This window comes from Lactobacillus sp. ESL0230 (assembly GCF_003692805.1).
GTDB classification, from domain to species: domain Bacteria; phylum Bacillota; class Bacilli; order Lactobacillales; family Lactobacillaceae; genus Lactobacillus; species Lactobacillus bombicola.
Window position 1 is genome coordinate 1 of sequence record NZ_REHI01000003.1, and the last position, 20594, is coordinate 20594.

General features: G+C 38.5%; 18 protein-coding genes, 3 tRNA genes and 1 rRNA gene. 14 read left to right on the forward strand and 8 right to left on the reverse strand.

Annotated elements, in window-relative coordinates:
* The first annotated feature begins 8 nt into the window (after positions 1-8).
* Positions 9-125 (forward strand): 5S ribosomal RNA (gene rrf, locus F5ESL0230_RS00325).
* Between the two features lie 11 nt (positions 126-136).
* A tRNA-Asn gene (locus F5ESL0230_RS00330) sits at positions 137-209 on the forward strand.
* Positions 210-264: 55 nt separating this feature from the next.
* Here the strand turns inward: F5ESL0230_RS00330 and F5ESL0230_RS00335 are convergent.
* The gene (locus tag F5ESL0230_RS00335) at positions 265-1191 is read right to left on the reverse strand and encodes a LysR family transcriptional regulator (protein ID WP_122021119.1); all 927 of its coding nucleotides are present in this window, start codon (positions 1189-1191) and stop codon (positions 265-267) included.
* Positions 1192-1310: 119 nt separating this feature from the next.
* Here F5ESL0230_RS00335 and F5ESL0230_RS00340 point away from each other — a divergent pair, with 119 nt between their 5' ends.
* A complete protein-coding gene (locus tag F5ESL0230_RS00340; RefSeq protein WP_122021228.1) occupies positions 1311-3185 on the forward strand; it encodes a flavocytochrome c in 1875 nt (624 codons plus the stop codon).
* A gap of 30 nt (positions 3186-3215) precedes the next feature.
* On the opposite strand, the gene F5ESL0230_RS00345 is transcribed toward F5ESL0230_RS00340, so the two are convergent.
* A complete protein-coding gene (locus tag F5ESL0230_RS00345) occupies positions 3216-4046 on the reverse strand; it encodes a triphosphoribosyl-dephospho-CoA synthase (RefSeq protein WP_122021120.1) in 831 nt (276 codons plus the stop codon).
* 20 nt (positions 4047-4066) lie between these two features.
* Positions 4067-5008 (reverse strand): LysR family transcriptional regulator, encoded by a 942-nt coding sequence (locus tag F5ESL0230_RS00350; protein WP_122021121.1) that lies wholly within the window; start codon positions 5006-5008, stop codon positions 4067-4069.
* Between the two features lie 312 nt (positions 5009-5320).
* Here F5ESL0230_RS00350 and F5ESL0230_RS00355 point away from each other — a divergent pair, with 312 nt between their 5' ends.
* From F5ESL0230_RS00355 to aroD, 11 genes are all read left to right on the forward strand, one after another.
* Positions 5321-6571, forward strand: a complete 1251-nt coding sequence (locus F5ESL0230_RS00355) for an acyl-CoA dehydrogenase family protein (RefSeq protein ID WP_199692491.1) — start codon at positions 5321-5323, stop codon at positions 6569-6571.
* A gap of 87 nt (positions 6572-6658) precedes the next feature.
* Positions 6659-7903 (forward strand): CaiB/BaiF CoA-transferase family protein, encoded by a 1245-nt coding sequence (locus tag F5ESL0230_RS00360; RefSeq protein WP_122021122.1) that lies wholly within the window; start codon positions 6659-6661, stop codon positions 7901-7903.
* 8 nt (positions 7904-7911) lie between these two features.
* Complete coding sequence (locus tag F5ESL0230_RS00365; protein ID WP_122021123.1) at positions 7912-9057, forward strand: acyl-CoA dehydrogenase family protein; 1146 nt, start codon at positions 7912-7914, stop codon at positions 9055-9057.
* 14 nt (positions 9058-9071) lie between these two features.
* Positions 9072-9809 carry a hypothetical protein gene (locus F5ESL0230_RS00370; protein ID WP_122021124.1) on the forward strand — a complete coding sequence of 246 codons (738 nt, stop codon included), beginning with the start codon at positions 9072-9074 and terminating at the stop codon, positions 9807-9809.
* A 4-nt stretch (positions 9810-9813) separates the two neighbouring features.
* Complete coding sequence (locus F5ESL0230_RS00375) at positions 9814-10746, forward strand: electron transfer flavoprotein subunit alpha/FixB family protein (RefSeq protein ID WP_122021125.1); 933 nt, start codon at positions 9814-9816, stop codon at positions 10744-10746.
* Between the two features lie 5 nt (positions 10747-10751).
* Positions 10752-12290: a class I adenylate-forming enzyme family protein gene (locus tag F5ESL0230_RS00380; protein ID WP_122021126.1), complete on the forward strand. Its 1539-nt coding sequence runs from the start codon at positions 10752-10754 to the stop codon at positions 12288-12290.
* 7 nt (positions 12291-12297) lie between these two features.
* Positions 12298-12717: an acyl-CoA thioesterase gene (locus F5ESL0230_RS00385; protein WP_158593040.1), complete on the forward strand. Its 420-nt coding sequence runs from the start codon at positions 12298-12300 to the stop codon at positions 12715-12717.
* A 286-nt stretch (positions 12718-13003) separates the two neighbouring features.
* Positions 13004-14200 carry an MFS transporter gene (locus tag F5ESL0230_RS00390; protein ID WP_122021128.1) on the forward strand — a complete coding sequence of 399 codons (1197 nt, stop codon included), beginning with the start codon at positions 13004-13006 and terminating at the stop codon, positions 14198-14200.
* A gap of 18 nt (positions 14201-14218) precedes the next feature.
* Entirely contained in the window at positions 14219-15985 is a 1767-nt protein-coding gene (locus F5ESL0230_RS00395) for an FAD-dependent oxidoreductase (protein WP_122021129.1), read from the forward strand.
* 39 nt (positions 15986-16024) lie between these two features.
* Positions 16025-16933: a shikimate dehydrogenase gene (locus F5ESL0230_RS00400; RefSeq protein ID WP_122021130.1), complete on the forward strand. Its 909-nt coding sequence runs from the start codon at positions 16025-16027 to the stop codon at positions 16931-16933.
* Between the two features lie 18 nt (positions 16934-16951).
* Entirely contained in the window at positions 16952-17713 is a 762-nt protein-coding gene (gene aroD, locus F5ESL0230_RS00405; protein ID WP_122021131.1) for a type I 3-dehydroquinate dehydratase, read from the forward strand.
* A 57-nt stretch (positions 17714-17770) separates the two neighbouring features.
* On the opposite strand, the gene F5ESL0230_RS00410 is transcribed toward aroD, so the two are convergent.
* From F5ESL0230_RS00410 to F5ESL0230_RS00430, 5 genes are all read right to left on the reverse strand, one after another.
* Positions 17771-18001 (reverse strand): cytochrome b5 domain-containing protein, encoded by a 231-nt coding sequence (locus F5ESL0230_RS00410; protein ID WP_090094244.1) that lies wholly within the window; start codon positions 17999-18001, stop codon positions 17771-17773.
* A gap of 172 nt (positions 18002-18173) precedes the next feature.
* Entirely contained in the window at positions 18174-18953 is a 780-nt protein-coding gene (locus F5ESL0230_RS00415; protein WP_122021132.1) for a DUF4097 family beta strand repeat-containing protein, read from the reverse strand.
* Between the two features lie 104 nt (positions 18954-19057).
* Positions 19058-19924, reverse strand: a complete 867-nt coding sequence (locus tag F5ESL0230_RS00420; RefSeq protein WP_122021133.1) for a DUF4097 family beta strand repeat-containing protein — start codon at positions 19922-19924, stop codon at positions 19058-19060.
* A 360-nt stretch (positions 19925-20284) separates the two neighbouring features.
* Positions 20285-20357: transfer RNA gene (locus F5ESL0230_RS00425), tRNA-Lys, on the reverse strand.
* Positions 20358-20504: 147 nt separating this feature from the next.
* Positions 20505-20577 (reverse strand) — tRNA-Lys (locus tag F5ESL0230_RS00430).
* Positions 20578-20594 lie beyond the last annotated feature (17 nt).

Below are 20594 nucleotides of genomic sequence, written 5' to 3' on the forward strand. Positions count from 1 at the left end.
AAAAGAAGTACGGTGGCAAGAGCAAGAAGGAAACACCTGTAACCATGCCGAACACAGAAGTTAAGCTTCTTAACGCCGAGAGTAGTTGGTGGGAGACTGCCTGCGAGGGTAGGACGTTGCCGTGCTTTTTTAATATTCCGGCTTAGCTCAGTTGGTAGAGCGCTTGACTGTTAATCAAGATGTCGTCAGTTCGAGTCTGACAGCCGGAGCAAGGTTAAAAGAGAAGGTTTAATAACCTTCTTTTTTTGTTTATGAAAATTTATTTTATTTAATGCTGGGCTGTATTCTTAGTTGTGTGAATTTTGTAATTAGTTTTTTAAGACCAGGATCAAGCCTTTTCTTGTGTTTAACTGCAATAAAATACTTAATTTGAATTAAAGTGTGATCAAGTGGAAGAAGATTAATTGGAGTTCGATTCATTCTTTTGATAATACTAGCAGCTGAAATGGTTAATCCCACTCCCTTAATTGCTAAATTTGTTGCAGTTAATATACTTTTACTTTCAAGAACAATGTTTGGCTTGACGTTGAATTTATGAAATATACCATTCACTTGATGACGAATAGCGGAATTGCTAAAACTAACTACAAATGGTTGTTGCAATATTTCCTTAAGATTGTATTCATCTTGATTAAGAATAAACCGGTCTTTTTTAAAATATGATGATTGAGGTGAAATAATCACATAGTAGTTTTCTTCCCCATTAACGAAAAAATCGAGCTCAGTGTTGAGTGATTCAGGTGTTTGTCCAATGTAACAATCAATTTGCTCATTCAAAAGCTGCGTTTCGCTATTTCTAGGAAAGGTTTCAGATAATTGAATCTCAATATTTGGGTTTTCAGCCAGAAAATCGGGTAGTAATTCTGGTATTAAAAAAGTTCCGAGGCTTTCTAAGACCCCAATTCTAATTATTTCTTTTTTGGGTGAGGCGTATCGAATCAACTTTTTGGCTAAATTTTGGTTATTGGCAGTGGTTGTTTCAAGGTATTTGTAATAGATTACGCCGGCTTTAGTTAATGTAAACGGAGTAGTTTTTCGATTAATTATTTTGGTCCCTAATTTATGTTCGATGCGTTTAAGTAGTTGAGTTAAATAAGGCTGTGAGATATATAGTTCTTGGGCGGCTCGGGTAAAATTGCTTTCTTTTAGTAAAACGTCAATGTAGTGTAAGAGTATTTCTGGATCTTTCATCTGTTTCCTCCAATAACACTTTTATTATAGTCTATTTGCTAGAAAACTATTTCATTTTGTTAAATAAAGTTAGTAAAATTTAGTTATTAAAGATTTTACAGAGAGGAATTATTTCAATGATGAAGCCAGGTACATATAATGTAAAAGCAAAAGGGCATGGCTCAAGTTTTATGCCAATGAAGGTTACTCTTTCTGCGACCGCTATTGAAAATATAAGCATTGATTCTAGTGCTGAAACTAAAGGGATTGCTGATGAAGTTTTTAGGCGGCTACCCCAGCAGATTATTGCTAATCAAACACTAAATGTTGATGTGATTAGTGGTGCTACAATCTCTAGCCGCGGTGTTATCGATGGAGTTGCTCAAGCCATCGATGAGGCTGGCGGTGAGGCAAATAAATGGAAACAGCGGGCTAAACCCATTGCTAAAAGCGATAAAGATGAAGAATATAATGTAGATGTGGTTGTAATTGGTGCTGGAGGTGCTGGGCTTGCTGCAGCAACTAGAACAATCCAAAATGACCAAAAAGTGATAATTTTAGAAAAATATCCACAAATTGGTGGCAATACTGCGCGGGCTGGTGGACCTTTAAATGCGGCTGAACCAGAATGGCAGGACAAATTTAAGGCCTTAGCAGGTGAAAAAGAAAGTTTGGCAAAATTAGCTGCGCTACCAATTGATCAAATTGATTTAGAATATCGGCTTGATTTTCAAAAATTACAAAAACAGATTAATGCATACCTTGAATCGGGGGCAAATTATTTATTTGACTCCACCTTACTACATGAAATTCAAACTTACTTGGGTGGTAAGAGAATTGATTTAAATGGAAATGAAATTCATGGTAACTACGAGTTAGTCAATAAGCTTGTTAATAACGCATTCGCTTCAGTGCAATGGTTGACTAATTTAGGTGTAGAGTTTAATCGTGATGATGTAGCAATGCCTGTTGGTGCTTTGTGGCGTAGAGGCCATAAACCAGTTGAGCCAATGGGCTATGCTTTTATCAAAGTTTTGGGTGAATGGCTCAGAAATCATGGCGCAACTATTTTAACTGAAACCCGAGCAAAACATTTAATTATTGAAAATGGGCAAGTTAAAGGTGTGCTTGCCGAAAATAATGGCAAACAAGTGACTGTTCACGCACCAAAAGTCATTTTAACTTCAGGTGGGTTTGGTGCGAACACAAAGATGGTCCAAAAGTATAACACTTATTGGGCACAGATTGCTGATAATATTGCAACTACTAATTCACCAGCAATAACCGGTGATGGAATTGCTTTGGGACAAGAAGCAGGCGCTGCTTTAGTGGGTATGGGTTTTATTCAACTAATGCCAGTATCTGATCCAGAAACGGGTGAATTATTTACAGGCATTCAGACACCACCTGAAAACTTCATCATGGTTAATCAAAAAGGAGAACGTTTTGTCAATGAATTTGCAGAACGGGATACTTTGGCTAAAGCAGCAATTGCTAATGGTACTTTATTTTATTTAATTGCTGATAATAAAATCAAAGCAACAGCCTATAACACAACTGAGGAGTCTTTGGCAGCACAAGTTAAGGCTGGGACACTGTTTAAGGCCGATACTTTAGCAGAACTAGCTGAAAAAATAGGGGCAGAGCCTGCTACTTTAGTTAATACAATTAATAAATACAATTCGTATGTAGATGCCGGTTATGATCCTGAATTTAATAAGAGTGCCTTTAATTTAAAATGTGAAGTTGCCCCATTTTATGCAACACCACGTAAGCCAGCAATTCACCATACTATGGGTGGGTTGAAAATTAATTCTAAGGGGCAAGTGCTTAATCAAGATGATCAAGTTATTACTGGTCTATTTGCTGCTGGTGAAGTTGCGGGTGGTCTTCATGCTGGGAACCGCCTTGGCGGCAATTCATTAGCTGATATTTTTACTTTTGGCAGAATTGCTGCAGATACTGCTTGTAGTCAACTTATATCAGATACTACCAATAGCTCACCACAAAATTAAAAATTAATCAAAAAATAGCCAGTCTTCAGGCTATTTTTTGATTAATTGTCCTTGTTCTAAAGCTACAAAAATGGTGACGATTAATAAATCGGCACAGCCCCCCAAACTATAATTATGGTCTAAACATATTTGGCTAATCTTGAGGAGATATTTTTTTCCTGAGACTGTAGCATAACCTCCTAGAGCAAGATAATGGTTAGCACAGCTGTGTAGCCAATTAATCACATCATAATTACCTGCGCGCTTAATAAGATTACTGTCAACCGTTACTGTAGCAATTTTCATTAAGGTATCTAGTAATCGGCACTGGAGCGTACCGGTGCTCTGCTTTAAGAAAGGCAGGGCATATTTTTTTACAATGGGATAACCTTGTTCAGCTTGTGCACGTGCGCCACCAATGCTGTATTGTTGAAATTCACGTTCACCAGCTGTTTGTAATTGGTTATTTTTTTCTAGGTCATGTTCAACTAAACCATGGCACATTCTAGCGATAGTTGTAAACAATTCAGCCTGATTTTTCTTACAATAACTTTGAGCGCAAACAAAAATACCTAGAGCAAAAATTGCCCCTTTATGGGTATTGACTCCGTTTGTAGCTGCTAGCATTTCTTCTTCAGCTAATAGACCTTCTTGTCTTAATTGAGTGAACATGGTGGAGAGGTCTGTTCCAGTGAAGGTTTGCCCAATTTGTGTAGCTTTATTGAAGTAATGCTCTAGGCTTAAGCTACTGTCAATAAAGGTATAAATATTCATATCAGGATGTGGTCCAGGATTAGCGGGATCAACTAAGCCAGGTTTAGGCAAGGTAGTGACTTCATATAAAAGAGCGCGTAGCGCATTTTGAGTGATTGAATTAGTCATAAGTTCCTTAATTGTGATTACTACTTAATTGCTAAATTGTCGACTAAAGTTTGAATTTCTTGTTTGTTACTTTTAATAAAGTCAATAAAGTCAATAATTCCAGCTGAAAAATGCTGGTTAGGATCATAAACAAGATAAACTTGCCGGATATTTTTAGGTAAATCAAGTTGAATTTGATGAATATCAAAGCCACTGAGATAAATGGTTTTGGCAACAACGCCCACAATATCGTTGGTCAGTACTTGACCAGCAATTGCCAATTCATCATGTAAACGATTGATGATATGCAAATCAGAAGCAACTGCAAGCAAAGCGTTGGTGATATCGCGACCAATTTGAATTTTAGTGGAGTAGGTCATGATGGATTCGCCTTGTAATTCACTGGGCGACATGCGATTAATTTGAGCTAAATTATTATCGGGTGCAACAATTGCAATAATTTCTTCGGTATAAAGCGGAATATAAGTTAGGTAATTAAATTCGGGTACGTAAGAGCAGATACCGATATCATACCATCCATTTTTAATGCCCTCGCATATTTGATAAGAGGGATTATCATGATAAATAAAATGCGGGGAAATCGCACTTTCTTGTTGGTATTTTTTGGTTAAATAAGGCAAAAAGATACCAATTGCAGTAGGGATGCCAGCAATATGAATATTGCCTTGATCTTGACTAATTTTTTGAGCAATCTTTTTTTTACCATATTCCAATGAAGTTAACGTTTTGGTGACCGTGTCATAAAAAATACGGCCATATTCGGTTAACTGGACATAGCGCCCATTATGTTTGAACAGTTTGCAATGCAATTCGGTCTCTAGTTGCTTAATGGAAACTGATAAGGTGGGCTGACTGATAAAAAGATTTTCGGCAGCTTTTGTATATTGTTTTTGGTCTGCCAACTCTTGAAAATAGTAAAGTTGATTTAAATTCATGTTGAATACCTCAATAGTAATTACCATATCAATTGCGCTTTAAATGCTATACCAAATTTTAGTGAAGCGCTTTCTATAATTGTTTATAGGTGTATTGGGAAAATTAATATGTGACTTGAAAAGTTGTTCACATGCTGTTTTAGGTCGGTAATAATTAGTGAATTAATAAGCAAAATGGAGGTGAAAGAGTTGCCTAAGACCAGTAAAATACTCTGAAAACATTGTTGATTATATTTAAAATTAATAATTTAAACTTTGATATCAATTTTACAAAGTTTATTTTTTTAAACATAATACAGGCAAAATATAATATTTCCAAGGAGTAGAGGAGATTAAATTATGTCTGAACAAAATAACTTACACGTCTTACCACCATTTGAAACAACACCAATTATGCACCATGCTAAACCAGGTGAAGCAATGGCGCAAGAAGATTTTACTAATTATTTAAAGGAAATTCGCCATTTGGCCCAAAACGAGTTCGATCAAATGACGAATTTTATTGAGGAGCAGCGTAAATTTCCTGATGACTTTTTTCCGTTAGCCATTAAACACGATCTTTATCGCTTTGCTTTACCGCGAGAGTATGGTGGTTGGGGCCTTAGTGAAAAACAAATCTTACAGGTTCAGGAAGAATTTTCCCGTACTCAAGGCGGTATTCGCATGCATTTACACCATGCTTCCGATATGAACTGGCGTATTTTAGCTGGCTTTGGTAGCCAAGAACTCAAAGATAAGTATATGAATAAGTTTCAAGATAAGTCAATCTATGCTAATTTTGCCCTTACTGAAAAAAGTGGTGGAACAGGAGCAGACTTGCATACATTAGCGGTTAAAGACGGTGATGAATGGGTTATTAACGGCGAAAAAACACTTATTTCTCATGCTGATGTAGCTGATTTTACCTATTTAATTGTTGTCACTGATCCTGATAAGCAAGGTGATGAGCGCCTGTCAGCTTTTTTTGTACCAACTAATACGCCTGGTTTTGAAGCAATGGAAATGCCACTCATGATGGGTTGTCGTGGTGCGGGGCACGCAGATTTGAAATTTACTGATATGCGAATTCCTGAAAAATATATGTTAGGTAAACGTGGAGAAGGAATGAAAGTTGCTATTTCAGCTTTATCACTTTCACGTGCACATATTGCCGATTCTAATTTAGGGATGGCTCAACGGATGCTGGAAATGTCCATTGCTTATGCTAAGGATCGCACTACCTTTGGTAAGCCTTTATGTAAGCGACAATCAGTTATTTTTGAAATTGCTGATATGGGTTCACGAATTCACGCTTTAAGGTTGATGCTCTGGGATTTAGCTGAAGATTACGATGCAGGTAAAGATATCACTAAAAAGGCTTCGATGGCAAAATTAGAAAGTATTAATACTGTTAAATTAGTTTCTGATTATATGCTGGAAATTTTTGGTGGTATTGGTTATTTCCAAGATAATCCTTATGGTCCAGCTGAACGTTTGTACCGTGATTGTCGGGCAATGTGGCTTGAGGAGGGGCCACGTTCTGTTCAACGTTTAACCGCGGGGCGGTTGTTGATTAATGACGGTGGTCAAACCCCAATTACCAGTTTGTAAATCAAATTAATGAAGCGGACCAAATTATTAGGGGGGGAAGAGATGATTTAGCCCGCTTTAATTATTGATAGCTTGGAGATCAGAAAAATGGCTAATGAAATTTTAAAGGGCATTAGAGTAGTTGATTTAACACAATTTCTAGCAGCTCCAACTGTGGGGCGCGTTTTAGGTGAATGGGGTGCAGATGTTATTAAAGTGGAAGCCCCTAAAGGCGATGCTGGGCGAACCCAAGGTGCAGTTTTTGGTATGAAGTATGAGGACGATGAGAACTTAGGTTTTGATGTGTCCAATATGAATAAGCGCTTTATTACGTTGAATATGAAAATTCCTGCTGGATTACAAGCGTTTAAAGACTTATTAAAAAAGGCTGATGTATTTTTAACATCAGTGAGAACAAAAAGTTTAGCAAAGATGGGATTATCTTGGCCGGAATTGCATCAAGAATTTCCTAAATTAGTGTTTGCTCAGGATCGCGGTTATGGAGAATTTGGTCCTAAGAAAGATGCTGCCGGTTATGATGCTACGGCATATCAAGCTCGTGGTGGCGTACAAGGAACAACAGTTGATAAAGGTGGCAATCCTTATAATCCAGTGAACGGTTACGGCGACTTTCAAGTTTCAATGACTCTGGCAGCAGGTATTTGTGCGGCTTTAGTTCAAGTAGCTAGAACTGGTAAGGGAGATAAAGTTGTTGTTAACTTAAATCATGCAGCAATCTTTATGCAGAATATTGCAATGGTTTCAGCGCAATATGGCAATGAGTATCCTAAGAGTCGCCGAGAAGTAACCAATCCTTTCAATGATACTTATAAGACAGGTGATGACCGCTGGTTTGTTTTATGTGTACCTGAATATGACCGTGATTTTGATAAGGTAATGCACCTTATTGGCCGTGATGATCTTAAAGGTGACCCGCGCTACAGCCATATGGATATCCTCAATACTCAAGGAAATAGTAGTGAAGTAATTGCCGTTTTGGAAGCGGCTTTTAAGAAACAACCGCTAACCTATTGGTTAAAGCTCTTCAGTCAAGAAGATTTGCCTTTAGAGGCTTGTCAAGTACCGACAGAAATTTATCAAGATTCTGAGGCCATTGACAATGATGAAATTCGACTGATGGAATTTCCTTCAGGTGCTAAGCGCTATATTCCAACTAATCCAGTTCGTTTTGCTTCGCAAGGAAATCCAACGCTTAAGCCTTCACGCGCACAGGGCTCAGATACTCTGGAGGTGCTCAAACATGATTTAGGATATAGCGACGAGCAAATTGCAACAATGCTTGCTAGCGGTGCAGCTAGCGGTGTTCGCCATTTAGGTGAACCGATTAAATAGGTGACAAAATGGTATTACAATACACACAACAACAAAAAGAATATCGTCATTTAGCCCAAGAATTTGGTGAGCATTACTTGACTTCTGAAATGATTAAAAAGTATGACCAAAATGGTGCTTGCCCCCTAGAACTTTTTAAGCCAGCGATTAAATTAGGGTTACACATGTTGGAAATTCCAACTGAATATGGTGGGGCAGGTCTTTCATATGAAGATTCAGCGATTGTCTTTGAAAAACTAGCTGAGTATGATGCTGGCTATGCTTTGACTTTGATTACTTCATTTGTCGCCTTGCGCTGCGTTTTGCTGGCAGGTACTAAGGAGCAGGCAACTAGGTTTGCTCAAGTTTTAGCACCTGGTCATTTTGCAGCCTTTACGATGTCAGAGGCTGATGCGGGTTCAGATGCAGGAGCAGTTAAGGCAACGGCGGTGCGGCAAGGTGATGAGTACATCTTGAATGGTAATAAAGCCTTTGCCACTAATGGCGGTCTTGCTGATATTTTAATTGGTATTTTTCGCACCTCGGATGCAGGTAATCATGGTTTATCAGCTTTTATGATTGATAAAAAGACACCTGGAATTTGGGCGGGTCAACATGAAGATAAGATGGGTTTACGTTTGTCCGATACAGTTCCTTTGAGTTTTAAAAATGTGCGTGTTCCAGCTGCTAATTTACTGGGTCAAGAAGGACGTGGGCTCAATATTGCCCTTGAAAGTCTTAATTTATCACGGGCGTACGTTTCTACTCTTACGGTTGGAATTATGCAGAGAGCCCTTGATGAAGCAGCTAAATATGCCAATGAACGTGAACAATTCAACCAACCAATTGCGCAATTTCAATCGGTACAAAACATGCTCGCTGATATGGCTACTAGCGTCGAAACAGCTCGTTTATTAGTTAATAATACGATGAAGATGATGGACCAAAATTTAGCGGTGCGGCAAGAAGGTGCAATGACCAAATTGTACGTCACTGATGTAGCTCAAAAAGTAACTTCGCAAGCCGTTCAAATTCTTGGTGGTTACGGTTACACCCGAGCATATCCCGTTGAAAAATTAATGCGCGATGCCAAAGGATTTCAAATTCTTGAGGGTACTAATGAAATTCAGCGTATGACGATTGCGCGCGAAGTTAGCAAAAAATATTACGGTTAAGGAGGAAGGCCATCATGAAAATTGCATTAATTGCTAGGGCTGCTTGGGCTGATCCGCAAGCTTACACGGTTGACAAACAGCGGGTAATTGTTAAACCAGAAAATTTATTTTTAAGTTTGGCTGACCGCGCTATTTTGACCTTTGCACAGCAAGTTGTTCACACTCGAGGCGGAACTATCGATGCTTATACATTTGAACCTGATGCAGCAGCTGCTGATCGAATTTTACATGAAGCTTTAGCTTTAGGGGCAACGACTGCGACTAAAATTGTCGGCGGTGATTTGGCTGATCCTTTGCAGCAAAGAGAACTTATTCAGCGATTTGTTCAAAGACTGATTAAACAAGGCCAGCACTATGATTTGTGGTTGACAGGCGATACTGCTGATTCAGGTTTTGTAGCTATCCTTGCCCAAGAATTAGCAGCGTACTGTTATGAGCATGTAACTGCGCTTGATTCAGCGTTTAACTTTGAAATTAGTCTTGCAAAAGGTAAATTGCTGGGCCAATGCCAACTGCCAGCAGTTATTACAACTGATGATTTGATTCAGGTACCTGAACTGGCAACTTTTGCGGCCTTAAAGACCGCAATGGCAGCCGCGATAACAACCATCGATTTACCCATTAAGAGCAAACCGAGCACTTTAGTCGCGATGCAAGAGCAAACTGACAAGGTAATTTTTAATTTGGCACAAGAACCAGATGCAACTGCTAAATTGGTTGCTCAATTAAAGCAAGACGGAATTCTGAGGTGAACAAATGACACCAATTTATTATATTCAACTGGAAGATCAAAAGATTGCCGAAGGCAATAGCAGTAATACTTTAGCCGGACTCAAAAACAGTTTTACCGGACCGAAGTCCGTTTTAGTTTTTAGTAATCAGGCTATGCAAATCCAAACGAAATATCGGCAAGCTGGAATCCCAACCATTATTTATCAAAATGAGCATTATACTTTGACAAATTTGACCAGCGTTGTGACCACTCTAGTTGCGCGCTTTACTGCAGAAAAAGAATACCTGATTATTTGTGATAATGATCAAGTGGGGAGCAGTCTAGGCAGCCGCTTGGCAGCCGCTTTAGGGGTCGATTTTGTCGCTAATGTTCAAGAAGTGCAGCAGGAAGGCGCAACGCGCATTGCTAACCAATCGCTTGGTCAAACACATGTGTGTCGGCAGGTGCCTTTAGCTGCTAAAAGTATAATCACTACATCTTGCACTGGCGTGGCAGGAAAGGCTAATACTGAAGTAGAAGTGCTTGATTGGAACATGCAGCAAAAAGGGGTAGCTTATCAGTATGTTGCCCAAAAGCAGTCTGCAAATGATTTGGCATACGCTAAGGTTGTTGTGGCTGCTGGCAAAGGCTTAGGCGCTGCAGAAAAATTGCAGCCTTTGCAGCAGTTAGCGCAGCACTTAAATGCTAGTGTAGGAGCAACTAAAGCCGTCACCGACCAAGGCTGGCTTGATGCTACGCGAATGATTGGTATTTCGAATTTGATTATTTCACCCACAGTCTATTATGCTTTTGGCATTTCTGGAGCAGTGCAGCATACGATTGGTATGAAGAAAGCCAAGCAGGTAATTGCCGTGAATACTGATCCTGCGGCCCCCATTTTCAAACTGGCCAACTACGGTATTGTGGGTGATGCCAACACGGTCATTGAACAGCTCAATCAGCTTTTAACGGAGTAATTCAAATGGGTGTTGAACAGAAACTGACCACGGTAAAGGCATTGTGGCATGAGCGCCTGAAGCAAAACCCTGATGACCTCTTTGTCATTGAAGCGGGCCAGCGGTACAGTTATGGGCAGATTGGCCAGCTGGTTGAGCAGGCGGCTAAGCGCTTAACAGCTTGGGGCGTTCAAAGTGGCGACATTGTTGCCTTGCAATTTGAATTAGACCTCGAAAATATTGTGCTGCTGCTGGCCTGCATTGAAGTAGGAGCAGTTATTAATCCTTTAAATCCCCATTTTGACCGGGATGAAGTTACAGCATTGATCAAGCGCTTTAAACCCTATGCTATTATTTCGCAAAAATCAGTGCGCGGTCGAGATACAATTAGTACTTTTCAGCACTTGCCCAACTACCAGCTCACCTGTACGGGTGATTTAAAAATGTTTATCCGCCAAGATCGGCTGGCAACAGTTTTTAAAGCAAATGAGGGACCAGCAGGCGCTGTTGTTATTTTAAATACATCTGGCACTAGTAGCGCTCCAAAGGGGGTTGTGTTAACGAATACTAATCTTTTAGTTGCCGAAGCCGCTTATCTGCAAGCTTTTAGCATTACCAAGAGTGATCTGACGCTGCTCTTATCTGGGATGTATCATGCAATTGGTTTTCATCACGGCTTAATTGCTACTATATTAGCGGGCAGTAAAATGGTACTTCTTAAACACTATGCTATTGCCGAAGTAGCGAAGCTATTACAAGAAGAACCGATTACCTTCATCGATAGTTTGCCTACGGTCATGTATGATCTTTTATTTAAAGTGGCTGATTTAGGCCAATTACGACAGTTAATTTGCGGCGGGGATCAAATTAAGCGCGAACTTCTTCAGCAGGCCCAAAAAAGAAATCTGCCGCTGTATAACTGCTATGGCTTAACGGAAGCTGTCCCATTTAGCTACACGCCCAGGGCTTATTATCAGCAGCAACAGGGCCTGACGACTGCGGTAACGCCAATGGCTGGTATTAAAGTCCGGTTAGTCAACGACCAGCAGGTCATTAATCGAGCAAATATCACTGGCTTAGTTGAAGTCAAGGGACCCGTTATCTTTAAAGAATATTTAGGCGAACCAGAAAAAACTGCGGCTACTTTTGATGGTGAATGGTTGAAGACTGGTGACCTAGCACACTATAACCAAGTTGGTTTATTAGAAATTGAGGGCCGCAGTGGTGACCGCATTATTCGCGGTGGTGAAAAAATTGCAGCTTGCCTTGTTGAGGAAAAACTGAAAGTTTGCTCAAATATTCAGGAAATTGCTGTTATAGGCATCCCTGATATGCGTCTTGGACAACGCATTGGCGCCTTTATTGTTCCAAGAGACCAGCAGAAAAAAATTACTAAAGCTGAACTTCTTGCAGAATTGAGTAAATACGGAGTTGATAAAAAATATTGGCCCGAAAAAATTTGGCAGTTAACTGCTTTACCCCGCACAGTTAATGGCAAGATTAAAAAATATCAATTAACAGAATATTTGAGGGATCAAGCAAGTAATGTACAACAAATTTTTTAAGCACTCAATGGCAGATTATTTTGTTACTCCGCAGATGCTCAACCACATGAACATCACCCATGGTGGGACGATTTTAACTCGGCTTGATTCGGCAATGGGATTATTTGCTAATTCATATGCTAAGACCCAAACTTTAACCGGTCGCATTGATCGCGTTAGTTTTTATCGGCCAAGTTCAGTAGGTGATCATCTTAGTTTTTGTCTCACATTGCTTAAAACAACTAAGCGGACCATGACAATTTATGCTGCAATTAATCGCCTTTCACTGGATAATAGGCAAACAGAATTAATTGGTGAGGCTGTGCTGACTTATGTCGCAGTTGACGCGCAATTAAGACCAATTCAGGGTCAGATTGAGCCATACCAAGTAAGTGATAAGACTGAAGAAGAGTTCATTCATAGCCTTAAAGATCGTTTAGGTCTTTAGCAATACGCTAATTATTTAATTTTTTTATTAAATTATTGAAAAAACCTATTATTAAAATCAATTGGGTAATTGGCTAAAAAAAGGTTAAAACTAGACGTCAATGGCTATGCTGGCTAGACGAAGATAAACAGCAATCTTTGCGATGATGGCGACAAAGTCAATAATGACAAGGTTATTGCTTATAGCTAATACTCATACTTGTACCATAATAAATCATTATTTTTATTTAATTAAATGGGTTATATTATTGGGTAATTAATTACCAATAATTTTGAAAGGTGAAGAGATGGAAAGAAAGAATAATTATGCAGGTGTTGCCACCTCCGTTTATATGCACTTTGCGGTTGTGGGGGCGGCGACACTGTTTATTAGTCAGTATCGCCAAGTTTTAGCACAGTCATGGCATGCAACTGAAACTCAAATCTCGTTGGTGATGGCGATGGTTGGCCTCGGGCGGATTATTACTATTTTGTTTGCAGGTGCGATTTCAGATAAGATTGGTCGCAAGAAGGCCTTGTTGATTGCACTTACTAGTGATGCTATTTTTTTGTTGGGAGCAGCTTTTGCTAATAATATTTGGGTGGCTGGAATAGCGGCGATGTTTTTTGGCGCTACTAACTCTTTTGGTGATACAGCTGGTTATCCGGCTCTAGCCGATGCCTTTCCGACTAAAACGGCCACGATGAATTCTTTTGTGAAAGCAGCCATGCAGGTAATGCAGATGCTGTTTCCATTTTGTGTCAAATTGATCAGTAATCCGCGAATTACTGCTTGTATTTTAGTTGCGTTGATTTTAATTGATGTTTTTTTAACTATAAAAACAGCTTATGCACCGCAAGCGCAAGCCCAAGAGACTAAAGTTGAGCAGGCAACGGCTACAATGCAAACTAGTAGCAATCAGCCAAAACTAGCAGTTGATGGATTAATGATTATTGCTTTAGGATTTACACTTTGTTTTACTTTTTATATTTTTTCCTTATATGCGCCCTATTATGGTCAATATGTACTCAACGAACCTGCTGCTAATGCTAATCAACTAGTTTCGTGGTATTCAATTGCGTCATTGATCTCGGTCTTTGTGACTTCAGTTTTAGTAACAAAAGTAAAGCGTTTGACCTTGATTATGGTTTATTCAGCTATTACTGCAGTGGGACTTTTATTCATGGTTTTGTCTCCTTCACCATTAGCGGGTGAAACTGGCGCGTTAGCAGTCGGGTTCTTCACCGCTGGTGGCGTATGGCAAGTTGGCTTATCTGTTTTGACTTCTTATTTTCCACAAAGTCATGGCAAGATCACATCATATTATAGCTTTGCCCCTGCCATGGTTTACTTTGTTGCACCATTAGTAGCAGCTTTTGTCTTAAAAGCTAATGGTACAAGTACCTTGATGGTTTTCTGGATTACGGCAATTTTTGCAATAACTTCAACTATTCTTGCCGCAATTTTGATTGTGCGCAGTAAGAATTTTGATATTGCAGATTAGTTAGAGAAAGGCAAATTTATGACTAAAATAATAAAGACCCAAGCTACTGGGCGTAATGGACAGATTGATTTTGAAATTAAGTTAACGGGTAACCATATTGATGACTTAGAGGTAACTAAAAATGTGGAAACACCTGGAATTTTTAACCAAGTTGTTGATAAATTAAAAACTCAAGTTATTAATGAGCAAAGCTTTGATGTTGATGCAATTTCGGGTGCTTCAATTATGACGCAAGCCATGCTGGATGCTGGTAAAAAGGCACTCACAGAAAATGGAGTAGATACTACAACCACTAGCAAAGCCAAAGAGCATCAAAACGTTACCCTTGATGTTGATGTAGCTGTTATTGGTTCTGGCATGGCCGGATTAATGGCTGCTTGTCGGGCCCTTTCTTTAGGTAAAAAGGTACTTGTACTTGAAAAAAATGGGTATCTTGGTGGTGCAACGATTTTGAATGGGTCCAATGTAGTGGGCACAGGATCAAAATTATCAGTTAGTATATTTGGTGAAGAAGCTAAAAGGGACACACCTGAATTACTGGTGCAAGATATTAGGCGTGAATGTCGAGGCACTAATGATGCTGGGTTATCTAATCTATTAGCTGAAAATATTGGTAAGGCAGTTGATTTTATTACCGAGTTTGCTACTTTGACCTATCAAAAAGCAGAAACGCAAACGATTGAGCATTCAGTTGACCGCCAAATTGAAATGCCAACCGCCAGTTCATATGAATTGATTACCAAGGTTGGTGAGGCCTTTACCCAAAAAGGAGGGCAAATTTTACAGGAAACTCGGGTAGAAAAGCTAAATAAGAATGAAAAAGGTGAGCTAGTTTCATTAATTGCGGAAAGTAAGTATCAGACTACTAAAGTTAACTTCAAGTCATTAGTGCTAGCAGCTGGAGGTTGGGGTGCACGTGATTATCAGGAACATAAAACTACGATACCATATTATGGTCCAATGACCTCAACTGGTGACTATTTTGATTTTGCCAAAAATATGAATTTAGTTGCACGCAATCTTGATTGGTATAAAGTTTATCCACATGGACTTGAAGTTGAACCAGGTATTGCCAAATTGACAACTTATTCCACTAAGGAAGCCAGCGATATGGGGGCAATTTTTGTTAATACTGATGGTCAGCGAATTGTGAATGAATCGGCGCCATATACCCATTTTCGTGATGCAATTGCGGCCCAAAAGGATAAGCTTGCTTTTGTAATAATGGATCAAAGAATGTGGGATAGATTCTATGAATTGTTACTCAAGTATGGTTTCACTCAAGATGAAGTGCAAGGCTTCTTTGATTTAGATGGTAAGAAGAGTCCAATTTTGGTTTCTGGTAATCTCAAAGTAGTTGCTCAAAAAGCGGGTATTAATTATGCTAATTTACAAAAGACGTTAGCAGAGTATGAAGAAGCAGTTAAAGTTGGCAAAGACTCTGAATTTGAACGTCCAGCACAATTTATGCATAAATATGAAGGCGATACTTACTACGTAATTGAACAAAAATTACGTTTTTGCACTACTTTGGGTGGATATGAGACTAACAAGCATTTACAGCTTTTGACCACTGATTTTAATCCCGTTCCTAATTTTTATGCTGCAGGTGAAATAATTGGTGGTGCCAATGGTCATGATTCAATGCCAAGTATGATGAATTCATGGAGTTATGCTTCCGGCTTTATAGCAGGAACTGAGGCTGCTGATAATGCTAATTTTAGCCAATCACATTTGGTTTCACGTGAAACAGTAAATGTGGTATCGGGTGCATCTACTAAATAAGTATAGATATTATTTTTTTAAAAGTAAGGAGCTAAAATAATGACAAATCAAATTACAGGCGTGAATGGTCCAATTACTGGTTGGCTGGATGGCCACACTTATTTAATTGGTTTAATGGCTTATCCGATTCGGCATTCAATGTCACCTACAATGCACAATAACGCTTTTGCCAAATTAGGTCTAAATTATACTTATCTCTGCTTTGAAATTGGTAACGATAAACTTGCTAGCGCAGTTGATGCTATTCGGACTTTAGATATGCGCGGTTCAAATGTATCGATGCCAAATAAAAAAGAAGTGATTAAATATCTTGATAAACTATCACCAGCTTCAGAAATGTGTGATGCTGTTAATACCATTGTTAATGATCAGGGTGTTTTGACTGGTTACACTACAGATGGTATTGGCTTTGTCCAGGCACTTAAAGCTGAAGGCATTGAAATCAAAGATAAGATAATTACTCTAACTGGAGCTGGTGGTGCTGCGACTCCGATTGCAGTTCAGTCCGCTTTGGATGGTGCTAAGGAAATAAAAATGTTCAACATTCAAGATGATAAATGGGCCCAAGCTGAAAAAAATGTGCAAACAATTCAAGAAAAGACGACTTGCAAAGTTTCATTAACCGATTTAAGCGATCAAGCTGCATTTAAACAGGCAATTGCTGAAAGTGATATTTACTGTGATGCTACGAGTGTCGGCATGAAACCGTTAGAAGATAAAACTTTGGTTTCAGATCCATCCTGGTTCCATAAAGAGATGGTCGTTTTTGATACAGTTTATGCTCCTAGAACTACTAAACTAATGGAAGTAGCTCAAGCAGCAGGGGTTGAACATGTTTTTAACGGAATTGGCATGATGATTGAACAAGGGGCCGCCTCATTTAAACTCTGGACGGGTCAAGATATGCCAACTGACTATATTCGGGAAATTATGTTTACCGATAAGTAAGAAAAGTTGAGGTAGACAATGGCAACTATTAAGGTTAGAAATATTGTTTTGGGAACAGGGCTACCTAAAATTGCTGTTCCAAATGTTGGACGAACGGAAACAGAAATTTTAACTGCAGCGGAAACAATTGTTGCTGCCCAGCCAGATTTAATGGAATGGCGGCTCGATTACTATGCAGCTGGAATTGCTGACCAGGCCGCCTTAATTGCAACTGCCCAAAAATTACGACAAACGGTGGGCGACTTGCCGCTTTTAGTAACCTTTAGAACGCAAAATGAAGGTGGCGTTGCTGCATTAGCAGATGATGCTTATTTGGACTTAGTGGAATTAATTATTACCAAGCGCTTAGGCGATGCAGTTGATATAGAACTGTTTCATGATGAAGAGCGGATTAAGCAGCTCGTTTCCTTAGCCCATGATTACAATATCGTAGTAATTATGAGTAACCATGATTTTGATAAGGTACCCGCCCAAGATGTCATTGAATTTCGCCTTAAAAAGATGGCACAATTGGGGGCAGATATTCCTAAATTAGCCTGCATGCCGCATACTCCGCAGGATGTTTTAACCTTATTAGAAGCTACTCAGGTAGTGCATAAAGCAATTCCTAATCCTTTAATTACAATGGCAATGGGTGATTTGGGTAAAGTTACGCGAATTGCTGGTCAGGTTTTTGGTTCAAGCTTATCTTTTGGGGCGGTAAGTCAAACTTCGGCACCAGGACAGCTTTCACTTAAAGATTTACGCAATGCAGAAAATTATTTGGCTTTACATGACTAATTTAGCAAACAAAAAAAGGTACACAATTGTGTACCTTTTTTTGTTGTCAAATAGTAACTAAGCTTCGTAAGTACCAACTTTTTTCAAGTTGCCTAAAACACTCTTACCGTGAGGTGATTGACCAATTGCAACTGTCAAGTCTTGTCCAGCTAAATTACCATGGTGTTCGCCATCAGTCCAGTGAGCATTGCCAGTAACATCGTAAACATCGCCATCAATTGCTACATAAGCTGGATTTCCATTTTTACCATCATATTTTGCTAAAGATTCTTTTGTGAACTTCTCCATTGAAGCACACTCCTTTCAATAAATAGAATAAAACCTATCTAAAATATAACATAATCCTAAAAAGGTTAGATGTCTAATTATACGCTTTAAAAAATTTTATGGTGGTAAAACTAAACTTTTTTATTGAATGACTAACTTTTATATTTATGCCTGCAACTTTAAGCCAATTTATCTAGTTAATATTAATATCGCCATTGCCACAAGTAACTCTTAGAAGAGGTGTATGTTGCCTGACTTTAGAAAAATGACCAGAATAATTGTTATGGCGGAAGTTGATTTCATTACCAGAATGAGTTGAAAGTAAGTAACTAATCATCGGTGCCTCGCTCATTTGAAAACTACCATCATGTAAATTGAATGAACTGCTACCAAGAATTTTGGAATTGCTGATTGAAATATCGCCATCAGTAAGAGAAACAGAGGTTTTAAATTGGCTAGCAAAAATTGTTAAATCTCCATCATTGCAGTTAGAAGTGTCTGCTTTTAGGGTTGAATTTGTTACCTTAATGTCACCTTCATCTAAGGTGAAAGACGTCTTCAAGGCCTTGATATTGTTGATACTAAGGTCACCATCATCCATTTGCAGGTCAATGTCAGCGATAGTTAAGTCATTTAAACTAACGTCTCCTTCATTGACCAATCCTGAAATGTTGCTTACAGCGTTTTTATCAGGAACAGTAATTAAAAGTTTGCAATCATCGTTAGATGCTTGGTGGTCATTAGCAAGCGTCAGTTCTTGATTTGTTACTCCAATCTTGACTGCTTTAATGTTGCGACTTGTAATTTTTACTTGAAATTGGTCACCCTTAGCAATGTTAATGTCGGCTTCGTTAACCCTGATTTTAATTTTGGAAAATTTCTTCAGGTTGTTTGTTTTACTACTTACAGAATGCTTGTGCTCATGGTCACTAAAAAAGCTACCATTAGTTATTTCATGATGTACTTCTTGCATATTTTATTTGCTAGTATTAAATTTAATAATTAGTAATAAAACAAGACCAATAACTGCAATGATACCAATGATTTGATAGAACTTTTTCATTGTTAAATGTTCCTTTAATTGATTGCAATATCGCCGTCGGCACTGACTACTTTAAGAAGAGGCGTGCCATTAAGCCTTTTAACTAGGTGGCTAGTGTGATAAGTATTGTCAAATTTAATGGTATCCTCTGAATCAGCTGTAAGGTCGTAACTAATTTTAGGTGCCTTGTTCATTATAAAATCACCGTCATTTAGGTTGAACGAACTATTGCCAGTAATTTTAGAATTTTTGATTAACGCATCACCATCATTTAAGGTTGCGGTAATTTTGCACTGAATGTCTGTAATTTTACAGTCGCTATCACTTAAAGCTAATTTTGCACTTGATAAAGTCGAATTGCTGACTTTAAACTCGCCATCACTTAAGATTAAATTCAATTTTTTAACGATGGTATTTTTTAAAATAGCATCACTATCATCGACTTTAATGTTTATTCTTGGAATAATTAAGTTTTTTAAAAGTAGGGTGCACGCATAACATGAACCAGATATTTCTAATAGGGAGTGGCTCTTTGGGACCCTAATTTCAACGTGATAGTTTCCATTATTATAATGGGGTTCGGGCTTGTCAAAAATGGTTAACTGGTTATCTTTAATGGAAGTTTTAATTTTACTAATATCGGCGCCATAATTGCCTATAATAGTTACTTGATATTTCTTACCAGGAATAACTTGGATGTCTGGGAGGTAGGTGTCAAGTTTGATTTTGGTAAATTTTTTAAAAACAATTGTCTTTCTTTTAGTTTGGTTGCTGAACTGGTTTGGTTTGTTAAAATGACTCATTGTTTGAGATGTTGTATGTATGTCATGGTAGATATTTAGACCGATAGCCAAAAAGAAGACGACAAGTACTAGAGCACATATTTTATAAAACTTTTTCATTTATAATAATCCTTCAGCTTGCTTAAATTGATTTGCGAGTAGTTTTTCTTGTAGTATATGCCAAAAGTAAAGTTGGCATATGTAGCGATTAAAAAGTTGGACAATAAAAATAAAACACTACCAAGACAAATGGAAATTTTCCCTGGCAATAGTGGGGAGATGTTGTCGTGTTTTTTGTTCCTAATATATAACATTTTAATTTAGATGTTTATAATTAACAAGATTAAATTAATGCCTTTTTATTAAAAAAATAATATGGGGGAATTAGCAAATTATTATTCAGATAAAAACATAGCTAGGAAAGATGAATTTTTGAGATAACAAAAAAGCACTGTTACTTACAGTGCTTTTTATTTATGATGGGTGGCCAGGGGTTCGAACCCTGGACCCACGGATTAAGAGTCCGTTGCTCTGCCAGCTGAGCTAGCCACCCATTTATTTCTGTTGACAGTTAAATATATTAGCAAGTATTTCTAGTTTTGGCAAGTCATTTTTGCAAAAAAATTAGGATAGTTAGTTATGGCGTCTTTAACCATTAACTAGCAAAAAAGCACCGCCTTCTCGCAGTGCTTCTTTTTAATGGGTGGCCAGGGGTTCGAACCCTGGACCCACGGATTAAGAGTCCGTTGCTCTGCCAGCTGAGCTAGCCACCCAAAAAATGTTATCTTAA